Source organism: Vibrio sp. (genome assembly GCF_984391705.1).
This window is the reverse complement of sequence record NZ_CFHWOM010000001.1, coordinates 210,712-227,266: the sequence shown is the minus strand read 5'-3', so window position 1 is coordinate 227,266 and position 16,555 is coordinate 210,712. Positions and strand designations below refer to the sequence as shown.

General features: G+C 45.8%; 9 protein-coding genes. 2 read left to right on the top strand and 7 right to left on the bottom strand.

The genetic code is table 11. From position 1 onward, the window contains the following. Positions 1–104: 104 nt before the first annotated feature. The gene (gene malT, locus AC4MRV_RS01115; RefSeq protein WP_491185572.1) at positions 105–2,813 is read left to right on the top strand and encodes an HTH-type transcriptional regulator MalT; all 2,709 of its coding nucleotides are present in this window, start codon (positions 105–107) and stop codon (positions 2,811–2,813) included. A gap of 64 nt (positions 2,814–2,877) precedes the next feature. Here the strand turns inward: malT and AC4MRV_RS01110 are convergent, their stop codons facing one another. Beyond that, complete coding sequence (locus AC4MRV_RS01110; protein ID WP_491185571.1) at positions 2,878–5,409, bottom strand: hypothetical protein; 2,532 nt, start codon at positions 5,407–5,409, stop codon at positions 2,878–2,880. 381 nt (positions 5,410–5,790) lie between these two features. On the opposite strand from AC4MRV_RS01110, the gene AC4MRV_RS01105 reads away from it, so the two are divergent. After that, the gene (locus AC4MRV_RS01105) at positions 5,791–8,673 is read left to right on the top strand and encodes an alkaline phosphatase family protein (RefSeq protein ID WP_491185570.1); all 2,883 of its coding nucleotides are present in this window, start codon (positions 5,791–5,793) and stop codon (positions 8,671–8,673) included. A gap of 56 nt (positions 8,674–8,729) precedes the next feature. Here AC4MRV_RS01105 and AC4MRV_RS01100 read toward each other — a convergent pair whose 3' ends face one another. The 6 genes from AC4MRV_RS01100 to tkt all read right to left on the bottom strand — a co-directional run bounded on the left by AC4MRV_RS01100 (position 8,730) and on the right by tkt (position 16,555). Beyond that, positions 8,730–9,086, bottom strand: coding sequence for a YibL family ribosome-associated protein (locus AC4MRV_RS01100; protein WP_491185569.1), 357 nt, complete (start codon positions 9,084–9,086; stop codon positions 8,730–8,732). Between the two features lie 191 nt (positions 9,087–9,277). Continuing rightward, positions 9,278–10,696 carry an alginate export family protein gene (locus AC4MRV_RS01095; protein WP_491185568.1) on the bottom strand — a complete coding sequence of 473 codons (1,419 nt, stop codon included), beginning with the start codon at positions 10,694–10,696 and terminating at the stop codon, positions 9,278–9,280. A gap of 101 nt (positions 10,697–10,797) precedes the next feature. Beyond that, positions 10,798–12,384, bottom strand: coding sequence for a PTS transporter subunit EIIC (locus AC4MRV_RS01090; RefSeq protein ID WP_491185567.1), 1,587 nt, complete (start codon positions 12,382–12,384; stop codon positions 10,798–10,800). Between the two features lie 3 nt (positions 12,385–12,387). After that, positions 12,388–13,794 carry a Sapep family Mn(2+)-dependent dipeptidase gene (locus AC4MRV_RS01085; RefSeq protein WP_491185566.1) on the bottom strand — a complete coding sequence of 469 codons (1,407 nt, stop codon included), beginning with the start codon at positions 13,792–13,794 and terminating at the stop codon, positions 12,388–12,390. A 59-nt stretch (positions 13,795–13,853) separates the two neighbouring features. After that, on the bottom strand, positions 13,854–14,558 hold the full coding sequence (rpiA, locus tag AC4MRV_RS01080) for a ribose-5-phosphate isomerase RpiA (protein WP_491185565.1): 705 nt from the start codon (positions 14,556–14,558) through the stop codon (positions 13,854–13,856). A gap of 2 nt (positions 14,559–14,560) precedes the next feature. Next, positions 14,561–16,555, bottom strand: a complete 1,995-nt coding sequence (gene tkt / locus AC4MRV_RS01075; RefSeq protein WP_491185564.1) for a transketolase — start codon at positions 16,553–16,555, stop codon at positions 14,561–14,563.

Sequence of the window (16,555 nt, the reverse complement as noted above, 5' to 3'; positions counted from 1 at the left end):
TTCTCAAGTAACATCCCTGTCAACAAGGTCTTTTGTGGCTATTTTTTCACCACCCCTAGCATTATGAATAACAATAAGTAGGGGCATTGTTCAGGGAAAAGAAGATGTGGATTCCTTCTAAATTAACCCGACCAGGTCGTTTACATAACGCCATCGTACGCCCACGAGTTCTCGATTTGTTGCAGCAAGCACCCTGCTACAAACTCGTCCTTTTTCGCTCACCCGCTGGATATGGTAAAACAACCATGGCTTCTCAGTGGCTATCCGATAAAGTAAATGTCGGTTGGTACAGCATAGACGAAAGTGATAACGACTCTTTCCGCTTTATGAATTACTTATTGCAGGCGTTAAATAAAGCAACCAATAACGCTTGCCCTAATGCGCAAAAGCTCGCAGAAAAGCGTCAATTCTCTTCACTTCACTCCCTTTTCGGCGAAGTTTTCTCAGAAATGTCAGTCTTCCATCAAGAGTGCTATCTGGTATTGGATGATTACCACCTGATCAATGACGAAGAGATCCACGAAGCCATGCGCTTCTTCCTAAAGCACATGCCAGATAACCTAACCCTGGTGGTAACAAGTCGTGCTGCGCCTCCATTGGGCACAGCAAACTTACGTGTACGTGACTTGATGATTGAAATCGGCAATGAAATGCTGGCATTCGATATTGAAGAGACAACTCGTTTTTTCAATCAACGCGTTGCCGATGGCATCGACGATATTACCGCCAACAATTTACGTACTTACGTAGAAGGTTGGCCTTCCGCGCTACAACTCATTGCTTTACAAGCACAGCATCAACACAAAACGTTAGCGCAATCGGCAGAATCGTTTTCTGAGTTTAACCACGCGCATTTGTGGGACTATTTAGTCGAAGAAGTGTTCGATCTGTTGGATGCAGAAACGCGTATGTTCTTGTTGCAATGTTCAGTATTGGATCACTTCAATGATCAGTTGGTTGCTACACTTACAGAACGTGACGATGCACTGAGTATGATCGAATCACTCAACCGTTTCGGACTGTTCATTCATCCTCTCGAAGGCGAACAAAATTGGTACCGCTTCCACAATCTATTTGCTGAATTCCTAACACATGAACGTTCTGCACGAATTCCGCAACAAGAAACCCAGCTACACCAGACAGCAGCCCAAGCATGGTTAAAACTCTCTTCTCCTCATCAAGCGCTTTACCATGCTCAGAAAGCGAAAAACAGCCAACTCATTGCTGATATTTTAGTTCAGTTTGGCTGGAAAATGTTTAACGGGGGAGAGCTGCAAAGCCTTGAAAAAGCGATTGAAACGTTAACGCCTGAACAACTCTACAGTGAACCTAAACTGTGTATGCTCCAAGCTTGGTTAGCGCAGAGTCAACATCGTTATAACGATGTTGGTGATTTGCTTTCTAAGGCAGATCAGCAGATGAAAGCATTTAATGTCGTGTTAAGCGCGAAAGAACAAGGCGAGTTTAACGCGCTCCGTGCTCAAGTTGCGATTAACCAAGATGAACCAGAAAAGGCTCTCGAGTTAGCAGAGTTATCGCTAAGCCAACTTGATAGCACCGTATATCGTAGCCGAATCGTTGCGACGTCAGTTGTGGGTGAAGTAAACCACGTATTGGGGCACTTAAGCCGCGCACTGCCGATGATGCAACAAACGGAAAAGCTTGCTCGTCAATACCAGGTGTACCATCAAGCGCTATGGGCAATGCTGCAACAAAGCGAAATCTTAATCGCTCAAGGTTATGTCCAAGCGGCGTACGAAGTACAAGACAATGCATTTAAGCTGATAGAAGAGCAACAGCTGCAGCAAGTACCACTACATGAATTCCTCTTACGTGTTAGAGCGCAAATTCTCTGGTGTTGGAATCGTTTAGATGAGGCGGAAGAGTGTGCTTATAAAGGTTTAGACATATTGGGCAACCACAGCCCGAGTAAACACCTACACAGTTACTCCATGCTCGCCCGTATTGCTATTGGCCGTGGGGAGTTGGACAAAGCAGGCAAGTTTATCGAGCAAATCGTACATTTGCTCAAGCAGTCTACTTACCACGTCGATTGGACCGCCAATGCATCGCTGTCTTTGATTCTCTTTTGGCAAGCTCGCGGCGATTTAGACGCGATTCGCCAATGGCTTGAAACAACGGTCAGACCTGAACAAGCGTGTAACCACTTTACCCAGCTTCAATGGCGTAACATTGCGCGTGCACAAATTGCCTTAGAAGAATTTGAACAAGCGGAACAAACGTTGGCGTTTTTGCAGCAACAAGCTCAAACCAACGAACTGCTTACCGACACAAACCGCAACCTGATTGTCGAAGCCGTCTTAGCCATCACACTAAACGATGAAGAGAAAGCTCGCGAGTTACTCAAGCAAGCACTGGCTTTAACCAACCAAACGGGCATGTTAGGTAACTTCCTCGTCGATGGGGCTAAGATCGGCCATATCCTTGAGAAACTAAACCATAAAACTGAGCTGGGTGATTTAGAGCGCCACCGAGCACAGCAACTGCTTAAAGATATTTCAACCACCCAACGCAGCCGTTCAGTTCACTTTGATGAAGAGTTTGTCGAGAAGTTGGTTAACCACCCGAACATCCCAGAGCTTGTCCGTACTAGCCCACTAACACAACGTGAGTGGCAGGTTCTAGGTTTGATCTATTCTGGATTTAGCAACGAGCAGATAGCTCAAGAGCTGGATGTTGCGGGGACGACAATTAAAACTCACATCCGAAACCTGTATCAAAAGCTCAATATCGCGAACCGAAAAGAAGCCATTAAAACCGCAGAAAATCTGCTCCAGTTAATGGGTTATTAAGTACGTTCAGATAAAGAAAAAGCGCAGCCCTTCGGCTGCGCTTTACTTATCGAATTAACAAAAGTTAATCGACATCTGGCAGGCTTTCTACCTCAATGCTCAACTTCGCTCCCCATGAAGGATCGTCACGCTCTTGCTTAACCACACCACGGTTGTTAAGCCATACTACATTGGTATCAGTCACTTGCTGACCAGCACCTGCTCCCCAATGTGTGTAACTTACAACGTGGCACGTATCAAATTCACCAGCTGCCACTTCTACCGAACGCTTGCCTAAGAATTGTTGGCTGTAAGTGAAGTACTCTGATTGAAGCTGCTCGACCAAGGTTCCTTCAGCCGCATCAACCACTTGCGTCAGGCTCGCTATTGCAGCATCTTCATGGACAACAGTTTTACCCAGTGCAAGCGCAGACTTGGCAACAGGTGTTGGAAGTACGACTTTTACATTGCCCCAGCTATTGTTCGATTCGTCTCGACCAATTTGACCATAGTAATGATCTTGGTCTTCATACTGCGCCTCAACAAACACTAGAGAACCTTGTTCGTCATATCCTTTCACTTGAGTTTGAGTCAAACTATCCGATGATAACTGAGCAGGTAAGTCTTCAACATTCGAGTCGGATAACCACGAAAAGTTGTTGCCCATATGCTCTAGCGTGTACTGCCAGTGCTGAGGTTGCGCTGTCCATTCCATGTCACGCGTAACATTTTGCACCCAAGTGTCACCCACCTGCTTTTCGTAGCCCGAGTCAGGCAGTGAGTCCAAACACGTTTGTAAGTTTAGAGGCTGATAACTATCAACAATAAACTCTGCTGCGGTGAGTCCAAATAGTAGCTCTTCCCCTTCAGCTTCATCTGCATCGACATACCAAGTCACACGGATGTAATCTTGATATTTTGCCAAGTACAACTTGCTATCATCACGATTAAAGTTGCTCCAAGTGATCTCATCTTCAATATCGCTTGGTAATGTGAGCTCTCGAAGCGTTTGACCATTTGCCTCAACATCTTGCCAAGAGCCTACTGCCGCGAACTTAGTAATACTGTCTCCATTCCAAGGCACTGAATAGTAAACAACCTGGCCATTCTCTAGCAATTGAGCGAAAACATCACCTCCAGGTAAACCCGCCATAGGGATGAGATCCGTGGTGTCGCGCGTACCACTACGATCAGAGGCGTCCGACGCCACTGTAGAAGCGAGCGTGGTTAACCACGTATCGGTGCCATTTTTGTTAGCACTGATGCCATTACACATGTCGCCTAATGTAGCAAATCGGTCTGGGTAGTCTTTTTCACACCAGTCGCCTTTATTAAAGCTATAGTAGCCCTCTGCCACCATCTCAGCTTCAATTTGGTAAGCAACACTGTTAATTGGGAATGCAAGATCAGCCGCAATGCCATCAAGCCAAGCGCCATCTTCATCTCCATCTTCCAGAATTTCGTGTACGTTCAGGTTGCTGATGTTGATTCGATCTGCCGATATGTGTTCATTGAGCTCTGGGACCACTTTTTCAATGGTAATGCTGCCATCGTCATTACCGACAATCGCGGTCACTGTGTCGTTGGCTGGTACCCAACCGCTCGTACTCAGTAGCATTTGCCCATCATCTTCATCGACATAACGCTCAAACGCTTCTGTCTCATGGTTGTAGGTGTACTGCTCCTCAGTGACATCATGTTGGTCACTCACCTGAACGAGGCCATACTCTAGCTCGGACGGCAATAAATCCTCTTGATAACTATCGAACCAAGCAAGCCCATCTGATTGGAGTACTTTGAGTAAATCGACATCCTCAGATTCTTTGACTGCTTCGAGCTCATCAAGCTTATCCTGAAGGTTCTCTTGAGTCAGCTCCGTGCCAATAAGTTCAGCAATATCTTCCGCATCAAACTCTTCACCAGCGTGACCAATTTGCGTTAGTACTTGCTCAATGACTTGACCTACTTGCTCAATGATCAACTCTTTTAGCTCATCCTCCTCGATACCACCTTGAGCAGCATCGAGCGAGTCAGTCGCGTTAGCCATAACAGAAGCTGCAACCTGAGCGACTTTATGCAAGGTTTCGTAGTCTGTACTTGTTGCTTTGGCTTGAACATAATCTTCTTCCAAATCAACTTTCGAGCCTAAGTCTCCTAGCTGGGCTATCACTACCGCTTTGGCATCTTCTACACTTTTGCCTTTTTCAACTTCGTTTTGTACTAACGTAGTCAACGGGCTAATAAACTCAGAACCTGGAGGTGCTGTTAGTGTGTAAGCCTTAGTCAGCGGTACACCTGGGTTATCCTGATCAATTGTTTGTCCAGGGACAACTTCAATGACTACCACGCCATTTTGACGCTGAGCGGCAGTTAAACCCGTTAGTGTAAATTCACCATTTTCGTCCGTCACCGCTGACGGTTCGTCATCATCACATGCTTTATTACTGTTAAGATCCAAACAAGCAACTGCACCTTCCAAATAGCCATCAGCAGCGCGAGCAGTATAAGAAGAGGTCGAACTCGAGTTATCAGTAGAGTCCGAGCTACCTCCGCCACCTCCACAAGCTGTTAAGCCTAGAGCTACTGCCATAGCCAACAGCGAACGTTGTGTGTTCATATCATTTCTCCATTGAGTGAACTAATTTTTATAACGTAAATACATATAACCAGTGGACGATATGCACACTGGTTACATTTCAATGATGAATATGTCGCAAACATAGCAACTCAAAAGACAAGGAAGTATTACAACCATCAAATTTCATGATGATAATTGGCGATACAAATAAAGATTAAAAATGTTTTGCGGCGTACTTCTAAATTTGACTGCAATTTATAAACACAGGCTATTACGTTCGCCGAACATAGCGACAAACTTAATCATTTATCAACTTTCTGTTTATTCGATAAGAGTCTCGACTCACGAACAGTGTCTATTGCCTTCTCACCCAAAGATGCCAAAATGAAGATTCGTAAAGGTGTAATAGGAATAAATTCAATGAGTTGGTTCAAATCTAATCGGATAAATATCGCCATTATCTCAGCATTGGCACTACCAGCTGCGAGCAACGCAGAAGTGGGTAACACACCACTTGTAGGAGGTTTGTTCAATTCATCTGAAATTCTCAAGAACCAGGTCGTTGGCTCACTTTCTTACTCGACACGATTTGCGCGTGACATGACGCTGTTTACCGTGGGAGGCATGACGCTTGAAGCCTACCTACTCACTTTACCATTGGATGCAAAAACCAAAGCGAAAGTGATGGCTCAGCTAGCCGATCCCAGCTACTCCATTCCCTTAGGCTATTTCCTTTATCAGTTTTATGATCGTTATACTGGCCTCGGTGATGAGGACGTGTTTAAACAGTACCTAACCACTGTCTACGACGAGCAAGCACTACGTGGCTTTGAACACACTTTGTTTACGCTACAAAGCAAACCTGAGCCAAAGGAAAAAACACACCATAAGGATCAAGCTCATCGTGAAGGATTAAAAATCGATCGGCATTTTATGGCTTCGATGGTGACTGTATACGACGCACTAGTGGATGTGGGTGAGTGGCAAGACCTAGACGAGTTACCACAAACATACACTTACTTAAGTAATAGCCCAGAAGACTTAGCCTTAGTCGCTAAGATCCAACCTATAGTAGTCAATATCCTCAGCCAAGTAGGCCAAGGAATGGATGAAGGTGACATGAGAAATGCCGTCTTGGCGATCGCGCAAGATGGGCTGCCACAAAATGTTGCTAAACCAAACAATAAAGCTCAAGCGATTACCATCAGCTTAATCGACTTCGTCCGCCTAAATGTTCTAAAGGCGTACCGACAATTTGTTTACAGCGATGAGCGGCAACAAAAACTCAATCACTGGCTTCAAACCACGTTTGACGATACGCCTGAAGAAGTCGTCGCATTTCTATCGTCACAACAAAACCGTCGCTTCGCAGTGCAAGTGACTGTCGATGGACTTCAGCAAGGTTTAATGGAAGGCTTAGTTGACCCAAGTAAACCTTTTATTCCGCATGCCTACCAACAGCATCTAACACTTTCAGCTCAGAACCCTGAATTCGCTCAATCCTCGCCGGATCATATTCAGGATATGCGTTTTATTGAAATACTTGCTGAGCAGGTATACAAAGATCCCTATTATTTGCCCTTTTTTAAGCGCCTCTATCAAGATTACTCTGAATCCATTGCACGGGTAGGTATTTCGTCAACACCCACTATCAGTGTGCGAAATCTCCCAATTATAAAAACAGGGGCTAAAGTATCAGGCAAAGACGGCACCGGTATTCCAAACTTTCATTTTGTCGACCGACAGCAAGATCGCGCTTACTACTTCTTTGGTAATGACGCTTTGCAGCTTGATAAGTTGATGCAAGTGAACAATGTTCAAACCATGTTTGATCGCTTGGTCCATTTAAAAACACTCAACTGTAATGCTCAGTACGATTGGAACGCCCACACCAGTTATGATGGACTGGTCAATTTGGGGGCAGGAGAAGCATTGCGCGACTTTGGTGAGAAACGCTGCCTGAGAGAGCTCAATGAAAGGGCCGATGTAGAAGTAGAGCTAACCCAAAAACGCCAATCATTAATCAATAACATCGAAGGCTATCAAAACATCCCGGTGTGGGACTTCTATACTCGGTTAACGCGCAAGTGGAAGATAGAACAAGATCTAGAAAGCTATACCAAGCTCGATGCGAAAGGGATGCCTGATTTTACCCTTATCTACAACCCTTGGCCGGATCACTTCGCCCATTTTGTTGGCCCGTTTAGCGATGAGATCATAATGCCAAGTGGAGAGTTGAATCGACTCGATTACTGGATAACTCAAGTTGAGCAAGCATATAAGCGAGCTGGGGTTTACCAAAATACTTTGTTTGGCATGGCGGGAGATCATGGACTTGCTCCGGTCTATCATTCGCTCAATCCTGAGAAGGCGATTTTCCCTCCATTACAAGAAAAGCTTGGCTACCCACTCATCATTAAAAAGATTTCCTCCGATGAGGGTGAAGGGCCAAAAATAACTAACGCGTTAAACTATCCGAGTAACAAAAATATCGATGTTGTCGTTGCTTCAACAGCAGGCGGTAATTTTATGATGGACATGTTCAACTCAAAGCAAGGCTGGAGTGTTCAACCCGTTTATAGTGAGTTGACACAGTGGACTCCAGTCAATGCACCCAATGGGGAAACCGTCGATATTATCCAGCAATCACTTGATTATTTGGGAGCTAGCCTCGATTACCTAGTCGTCAGAGAAGCAAAGTGCAGTGAAGAATCATGTCATGTAAGAGTCGTTTCTACTCGTGATGGAAAGCGAGTAGATGAAGAAATCTTACGCCGTGGTGAGCACTACTTCTATAAAGCGTTGCAAGGCAAGCCTCAGCTACTCCAAGTGCAGGTCCTTAACCCTTATTTACCTCAACCATCGAGCGCAGCATTGTCCCAATACGGACAACTAGTTGATAAATGTCTGTATAAAGCGCAGCGCGATCTGCCTCAGAGTTGGTGTAATGCACAAGAATGGAAGTCACTCACACGCTTCACACCTCGGCCAGATTCTGTCGTGGAACTCGCTCAACTTTATGCTGAGGATCGAGCTGGCACCATTAACCTCTTCCCTGCCGAAGGCATTGGCTACAACACCAAGGTTCCAGGAAGACATGCTGGAGAGAGTTATTTAGAAAAAGATGCGTTCATCGGTTTCTGGGGAGTACCTATCGGTGAGAACGTTACGCCTTTGACCAGTGAAGCTAATGGTTCTCTTGCTCCAACGCTTTATGAGTACCTGACAGGTGATAAAGTTCAGGTTGATGAGAATGGCTGGGGTTATCCTTCCCTGCTAGATAAGCTAGATATTCGCCGCTAACAAAGCACCGATAACAAAAAAGCGCCCATTAAGGCGCTTTTTTATTCGGCAATCAATTAGAATTTTTTCGGTGCGTAACCTGTCATGACCTCAAGACGCAGTTCCTTGCCTAGCTTAGTCATTGGGTGAACGACAACCAAACCTTTCACCGACTTTTTCAGCTTACCCATGTCCGCTTGTTCTGCTTTGGTGATTTCACGAGAAAACGGCATATCAAGCAAGTTCTTACGCTCTTTGTTCATGTCGTATTGCTGCTTGTGCTTCATCGAGCTCGCTTTCTTGTTCAGCTTTTCGATTTCATCAGTAAATTTAGTAATCATTTCCTGATCACCACGGCCTTTTGCTGCATCCAGTTTACGCTGACAAGCATCTAGACGGTTATGAAGGTTTTGCAGTTCTTTCTTTAGGCTCATGGTATTTATCTCGCAGAAACAGAAAAGGGCGGCGAGTGTAGCACACTGCTCAAGTTTCAACTAATGATATATCTACCAACCCTACCCTAATCTGAACCATAAAAAAGCCCAGTCGAACTGACTGGGCGAAAAAAGACAGAGGATTATTTTTAAGCCTTAGGCTCTCAATAACCAAATAGGACAATGACAGATTAGAAGTTGTAAATCAGCGCCAACTCTACACGCGCAATATCTTTGCTATCAGGGCCGACAACATCATCAGTGTAATCACTCGATAGAGCATAATAAGTGTTTACTTCTGTTTTTAGGTTGCCAGTAATGTAGTTATGGAACTGCAGATAGAACTGGGTGTAAGCGTATTTTTCATCGGAATCTTCACCAAACAACACATCTTGGTTAAGGGTGTAGATCGCATCATCGGTATTGGCACGCCAGGTAGACATGAAGCCAGTAATGATGGTCTGCTTAGGCGCGTACTCAATCACAGAGTAACCACCCACTTGCATGGCGTTACCGTAAGCGCCATCATGGGCAAAGCCGAGTGGATCCCCTGTCCACAATGGGTTGAAGGTATTGACCTTGTCACTATCAGCATCAGAACCAGAGGCGTAGTGAAGGTTCATACCCACACGGTAGTTCCAATCCGCTTTCCAGTTATAGTTAAAGTCGGCATAAGCCATGTGGGCTGAGATATCTTCGCCCGCATGATCGCCAAATTGGTAAACACCGTCGACCATGTAACCAAAGCCTTGACTGACAAAGTCGTGAGCGTGAAGACCAAGTACGTAGATATCAACATCACCGTCGGGTGCGTTTACAAAGCTAGAGTTGGTCAGCTGATTACTCATTACGTAAGCTTGCATCGCGCCAAAGTCCATTTTCCAATTGGCAAATAACCCCGTCGACTTTTTGCCATTTGGCTTGTCATCCCAGTTTCCACCAAAACCACCGTCTTTAAATTCGGGAAAAACTTCTTCACCGTAATAGGCGTCAAAGTTGATGCCATTGACTCGATATTTGGCGCTGACTGCGTTCCAGCTCGATTGCACTGGGGTTGGTTCTCGGTTCATCATTTGCCACTCATTGAGATAGATCTCTTGGCGGCCAAGACGAGTAGTTAAGAATTGCTCACCATCGTTCAGTAACTGGAACTCAGCAAAAAATTGGTGGAAGTCCGTACCTGCATCATCAACCGGGCCTGGTGCGTCTAGGTTGGTGTAGTTGGTGCGAATTTCACCGAAGATACGCATCCAATCTTGGTAACTCACATCGGCAGATAACTGGAGCCTTGAGCGAAGCTCATTATCTTTACGGATATCAGGGTCATACATATGATTCCAACGATTATCCAGTGATACTTTAACGTTACCAGCAAAAGAGACTTTCCAGTCGCCATCATCGGTAATATCAAGGCGTTTTAGCTTTTCAGAGAAGCTCTTTTGGCTCTCATCAAGGTTATCGACATAGCTCCAATCTTCGTTAGCACGGTCACCCCAGAACACGATTGGGTTGCGCTCAGACCAAGTTGAAGTCGCTGTATCACTCGCGTGCAACACGCCAGAAATCGATAACGCCAGCAAGCTTAACGTACATTTAGTTATGGTGTTCATTATTGTATTTCCATATTTTGGGCACAAGGAATCCTGCCTGTGACCTTGGGGCCACAGGAGGAGTTTGTTGTTATTGGTAATTCTTTATTTGTGGGGAGGTGTTACGAGTCCACGCCTAGAGCTTCTTTGATACCCGAAGCAATAGTGATCACGTTTGCACCATAGATGACCTGGATCCCTTTTGGCATACGCACTACACCAATCGCATTTAGCTCTTTCTTCCAGAAATTATCATCAGCAGTTAACGTTTCATCATATAGCGAGACACGTAGACGAGTCGCACAGTTAGAGACGTTCTCGATATTCTCTGCTCCGCCTAGCGCTTTGATGATCTCCACAGGTAGACCTGCTGTGTTTTGTTTCTGCTTCTTCTTGAAATCGTCTTTGCTGTACAGCGCAATGTCACCCTCTTCAGCATCCTCACGACCCGGAGTTTTCGAGTCGAACTTCAAGATGAAGAACTTAAAGGTGTAGAAGTAAATTACGAAGTAAAGTGGAATGATCCATAGCAGTGCCCATGCGTGTACCTTCTCTGGTTGTAGCAGGTTTGGCACCATGAACAGTAACTGGTTACCGTGGATAGACACGCCCATCATTTCAGTAATCACATACGCAAGACCGTTTAGCGGTACGTGCACAGCAAAGAACAGGAATGGCTGAACAAATAAGAAGGTGTACTCTAGAGGCTCTGTAATACCAATAACCGCTGCAGTAAACACCGCAGGAACCATTAGCGCTGCCACTTTCTTACGGTTTTCAGTTTTCGCTGTTACGTACATTGCATACGCAGCACCTGTTAGACCACCGATCTGAATTGGAATACGACCACTAGTGAAGTTATGGGTGATGTAGCCCGTTGCATCAGGTGAACTCATTTGACCATTCATGATGTTACGAACACCTTCGTAAATCACGCCATCAATTTCCATTACGCCACCAACACGAGTGTACTCGATAGGGAAAGCAATCAGGTGATGAAGACCAAATGGTAGTAGACCTTTATCAAACACACCGAATAGGAATGAACCAAAGATGCCCGAGCTAGTGATCAAAGTCGTAATGGACTGTAGACCACCTGCGATTGGAGGCCATGCATGGTAAGCAACTAAACCTACAGGCATGATCGCCATGTAAGAGAAGATCACAACAGCGCGAGGGCCAGAGAAGAAACTCAACATTGATGGCATTTCAAATTTGTAGAAACGGTTATGTAGCCATGCCGTCAAACAACCCACGATGATACCGCTGAAAATACCCATGTTGTATGAGAATACGCCTAGGTTTTCACCCCATAGTGAATTGAAGTTTTGTGCGTCAACTTTGTCGTAACCTAATGTGTTTACGAGGTAGTCCACGCTGGTTGTTTCTGGTGTCCAGCCGTTAAATGAGGCAATAGAGCCAATCGCAACGTTGAAACACATAAACATAGTGAAGCCCGTGAACGCCGCCCACCCTTTCTCAGATTTAGAAAGTGCGAACGCCAAACCAATGGCAAAGAATGGTGGTAGATTGCGCATTACCATCAAACCGAGATCCAACATCAGTTTGAAGAATGCATAGATAACAGAGTCTTGAGCAGACATTTGGTTTACAACGCCTGCACCAATACCAATGTAAATACCTGCAATTACTAACACGATGATAGATACCATCATGCCGCCAGCAAGTGCTTGAACCTTATCTCTCATAATTTACTCCTGAAGTGATATGAGAACTTTCACGTATATTGTTATTGCTTTTCTCAATGACTCGAGGCTGAGCTGTTCGTTGGGCTCATGCACTTTCGTCACATCACCTGGAAAAGTAGGTCCGAATGCCACACCGTTGTTTAGCGCCCGTGCATACGATGCTGCACCTTTGCTAAAACATTGAGCTTCCATTCCCGTAACTTCGGAATACGCTTTTCCCATCGCTTGGATAAGGTCACTTTCGGGTGAGAGGTAAGATAGAGGTAAGTACTGCTGCTCGGTGAAACTCACTCCATACTTTTGGGATAAGTGTTGGAGTCGGGTACGAGTCTCTTCGATGGTCAGTCCTTTAGGAAACCGAAAATCAAAATCCAAGTTATATCCATGTTCATCAAGGTTGATTGAAGAGACGCAGCAACTGGTGCCTCCCATCTCATCATCCATATGTGCTAGCCCTAATTTTGCTCCATCGATTGAATCTGCAAAGCATGACTCTAACAACTCGATTAAGCTTTTTGAGTTCGCATCTAACCCTTCAACATGGCGCATCACAGCCATAAACTTGTCCATACAATTTTGGACGCGATGCGGGTTGCGAGATTTCTCCCACTGCGTTGTCAATACAACGCGGTACAACTCCTTCTGCTGAGTTACATCGGCAACGCCAACAAAGCGCTGCGCCACACTTGCTGCCTGTTGGCCTGAAAACCAAACTGAAAGGTGGTGACACGTTGAAGTTCGGTCTCGCTCACTTTCAATTCGATGAATCTGGCACAACCCTAAGTCACTTAAAGGTTGGGAATCTTTTTGTAACTCGGCATACAAGATACCTTTTTCTCCATTGACGATTGGGAAGTCGCCATCGGGAGAAAAGCCAAAAGCCGGTTGAGGCTGATGGCGAAAATAATGCTCTACACATTCCCAAGTTGTCTCTTCAGCGCCACCAATAATCACGCGAATTTTGCGTGTCATTGGTATATTGAGCTGCTTAAACATCTTGAGGATGTACAGCGAAGCCATAAGTGGCCCTTTGTTATCCGTTACGCCGCGACCAAATACTAGGTCTCCTTGCTGATGAAGCTCAAATGGATGGGTTATCCAATCCGCTTCATCCCCTGCTGGCACAACATCAACATGGTGAAGAACGCCGATCTCTTCTTGTCCTTCACCAAAACTGATATCAAGAGCAAAGCCTTGATGGTCACGAACTTCAAACCCTTCACGCTCTGCCCAGTCAATCAAATAATCAAAGGCATCCCTAATACTTTGACCAAACGGCGCATTGTCAGATTTAGTGTCTAAATCACGCACTGACGGAATGGCAATTAATCCAGATAAGTCGTTGAGTAATTCATCAGTACAGTGCTGAAAATACTCTAAGATTTGAGTGGAAAAATTGCGTTTAGTCATCTTTTAAACCTAATTTAGTTATTGCTGATAAAGATATAATTAGAGTTGTTAGCTAAGTCTCAAATTCGCTCTAGCCAGTGAATTCCCCTATTGTCAGAGAAGGCCATATAGTCTGCTTTGCGGCGGGCAAAAACGCCGTTCTCTACCACACCAGGAATGCTATTAAGCAGGCTTTCAGCCGCAAGTGGGTCACTCAAGTCAAGCCCCGCACAGTCGAGGATGATATTGCCATTATCTGTCACGCAGTGTTCACGCTTGATAGGTTTACCACCAAGGCTTTGCAAGGCATAAGTAACCGCTCTTTCCGCCGCTGGAAGCACTTCGATTGGCAGTGGAAAAGCCCCTAAAGCCAGCTTCAAACGGCCACTGTCTGCGATTGTAATAAAGCTCATAGCCATGGTAGCGAGGACCTTTTCGCGCGCTAACGCTGCACCTCCGCCTTTTACTGTAATGCCGTTGCTCAACCCTTCATCGATACCATCAACATAGACATCAACACGCTCGCAAGAAGAGATAGGTAGCTCAGTTAAACCGGCTTGTTGAAGTGCTTGGCTAGAACGCTTTGAACTCGACACGCAGTGAGAAAACTCTGCGCCACTCTGTTTAAGCAATTGAATAAATATCTCTACCGTCGCGCCAGTACCAATACCAATTACAGACGAAGGCGTTAACACACTCAGCACTTGGTCTAAAGCCGCTTTCGCAGCCTTAGTACGCAGGCAATCTAAGCTATCCATTTCGATAAATCGCTTTGCCATGCTCATGATCACTTCTCCAGTAACGCGCGTGCTTTCGCGACGACGTTCTCTACCGTAAAGCCGTACATTTCAAATAGCTGATCTGCTGGTGCAGACTCACCAAATGTCGTCATACCGATGATCTCACCGTTAAGGCCGGTGTATTTAAACCAGTAGTCAGCAATACCCGCTTCAATCGCGATACGTTTACTAACCGAAGCTGGTAGAACTTGCTCGCGATATTCCGCCGTTTGCGCTTCAAACAGGTCTGTCGATGGCATAGAGACGACACGGCAGCGAACGTTAGCAAGCTGTTCTTTCGCCTGCATTGCCAGTGCCACTTCAGAGCCTGTAGCAATCAAAATTAGCTCTGGCTGACCGTCGCAATCCGACAAGATATAGCCGCCTTTTTCGATGTTATTTAATGTCGCACTGTCGCGTTCAAATTGAACAAGGTTTTGACGAGAGAAAATCAGTGATGTTGGGCCATCTTTGCGCTCAACCGCCGACTTCCAAGCCACTGCGGTTTCCACTTGGTCACATGGACGCCATGTGCTCATGTTCGGTGTTAAACGCAGTGACGCAATTTGCTCTACAGGTTGGTGCGTTGGACCATCTTCACCTAACCCGATGGAGTCATGGGTATAAACGAAGATGCTGCGTTGCTTCATCAATGCTGCCATGCGCAGTGCATTACGTGCGTATTCCATAAACATCAAGAAGGTGCCGCCGTAAGGGATAAAACCACCGTGCAGGGCAATGCCATTCATCATTGCTGACATGGCAAACTCACGTACGCCATAGCTTAGGTAGTTACCCGACGCATCTTGCGCAGAGATAGCTTTAGAACCAGACCAGTTAGTCAGGTTTGAAGGTGTTAAATCTGCCGAACCACCTAAGAATTCCGGTAAGTGAGCACCGAACGCTTCAATCGCATTTTGTGATGCTTTGCGCGTTGCGATTGTTGCAGGGTTGGCTTGCAGCGTAGCAATCACATCTTGGCTGATTTGCTGCCAGTTTTCTGGAAGCTCTCCTTCTACGCGGCGTTTATATTCTGTTGCGAGTTCCGGGAACGCTTGCTGATAGGCATCAAAGCGATTTTGCCATTGCGCTTGAGCGTCTTTGCCCGCATCTTTGCCACCCCACTCAGCGTAGATATCCGCAGGAATCTCAAACGGCGCGTAATCCCAGCCTAGGTTTTCGCGCACTAATGCCACTTCATCTTCACCCAATGGTGCACCATGGCAGTCATGGCTTGCTGATTTATTTGGCGAACCAAAGCCGATAATGGTTTTACAACAGATCAATGTCGGCTTATCTGTCTCTGCTTGCGCTTCTAGAATCGCCTTGCGGATTGCTTCAGCATTATGGCCATCGACATCGGCGATAACATGCCAGCCGTAGGCTTCAAATCGTTTTGGCGTATCGTCAGAGAACCAACCTTCCACTTCACCGTCAATTGAAATGCCGTTGTCATCCCAAAACGCAACCAGCTTGCCCAAGCCGAGTGTGCCAGCGAGCGAACACGCCTCATGAGAAATACCTTCCATCATGCAGCCATCACCCATAAACACATAGGTAAAGTGGTCAACAATGTCATGTCCCGGACGGTTAAATTGTTCACCCAACACTTTTTCCGCCAACGCCATACCAACACCATTGGTAATGCCCTGACCTAGTGGCCCTGTCGTGGTTTCGATACCCGGCGCATAGCCGTACTCTGGGTGACCTGCTGTTTTAGCGTGAAGCTGACGGAATGATTTGATGTCTTCCATCGTTAAGTCATAACCCGTAAGGTGCAGCAAGCTGTAGATCAGCATTGAGCCGTGACCATTAGACAAAATGAAACGGTCGCGATCAGACCAAGTTGGGTCGGTTGGGTTGTGTTTTAGGAAGTCACGCCACAACACTTCTGCAATGTCTGCCATGCCCATCGGGGCACCCGGGTGACCAGAACCGGCTTTTTGTACGGCGTCCATACTAAGAACGCGAATTGTATCTGCGAGTTTAGAACGAGTAATCAT

Coding starts and splice junctions, on each gene's coding strand:
- malT (WP_491185572.1), top strand. CDS start 105: ATGTGGATTCCTTCTAAATTAACCCGACCAGGTCGTTTACATAACGCC.
- AC4MRV_RS01110 (WP_491185571.1), bottom strand. CDS start 5,409: ATGAACACACAACGTTCGCTGTTGGCTATGGCAGTAGCTCTAGGCTTA.
- AC4MRV_RS01105 (WP_491185570.1), top strand. CDS start 5,791: ATGAGTTGGTTCAAATCTAATCGGATAAATATCGCCATTATCTCAGCA.
- AC4MRV_RS01100 (WP_491185569.1), bottom strand. CDS start 9,086: ATGAGCCTAAAGAAAGAACTGCAAAACCTTCATAACCGTCTAGATGCT.
- AC4MRV_RS01095 (WP_491185568.1), bottom strand. CDS start 10,696: ATGAACACCATAACTAAATGTACGTTAAGCTTGCTGGCGTTATCGATT.
- AC4MRV_RS01090 (WP_491185567.1), bottom strand. CDS start 12,384: ATGAGAGATAAGGTTCAAGCACTTGCTGGCGGCATGATGGTATCTATC.
- AC4MRV_RS01085 (WP_491185566.1), bottom strand. CDS start 13,794: ATGACTAAACGCAATTTTTCCACTCAAATCTTAGAGTATTTTCAGCAC.
- rpiA (WP_491185565.1), bottom strand. CDS start 14,558: ATGAGCATGGCAAAGCGATTTATCGAAATGGATAGCTTAGATTGCCTG.
- tkt (WP_491185564.1), bottom strand. CDS start 16,555: ATGATTACTCGTTCTAAACTCGCAGATACAATTCGCGTTCTTAGTATG.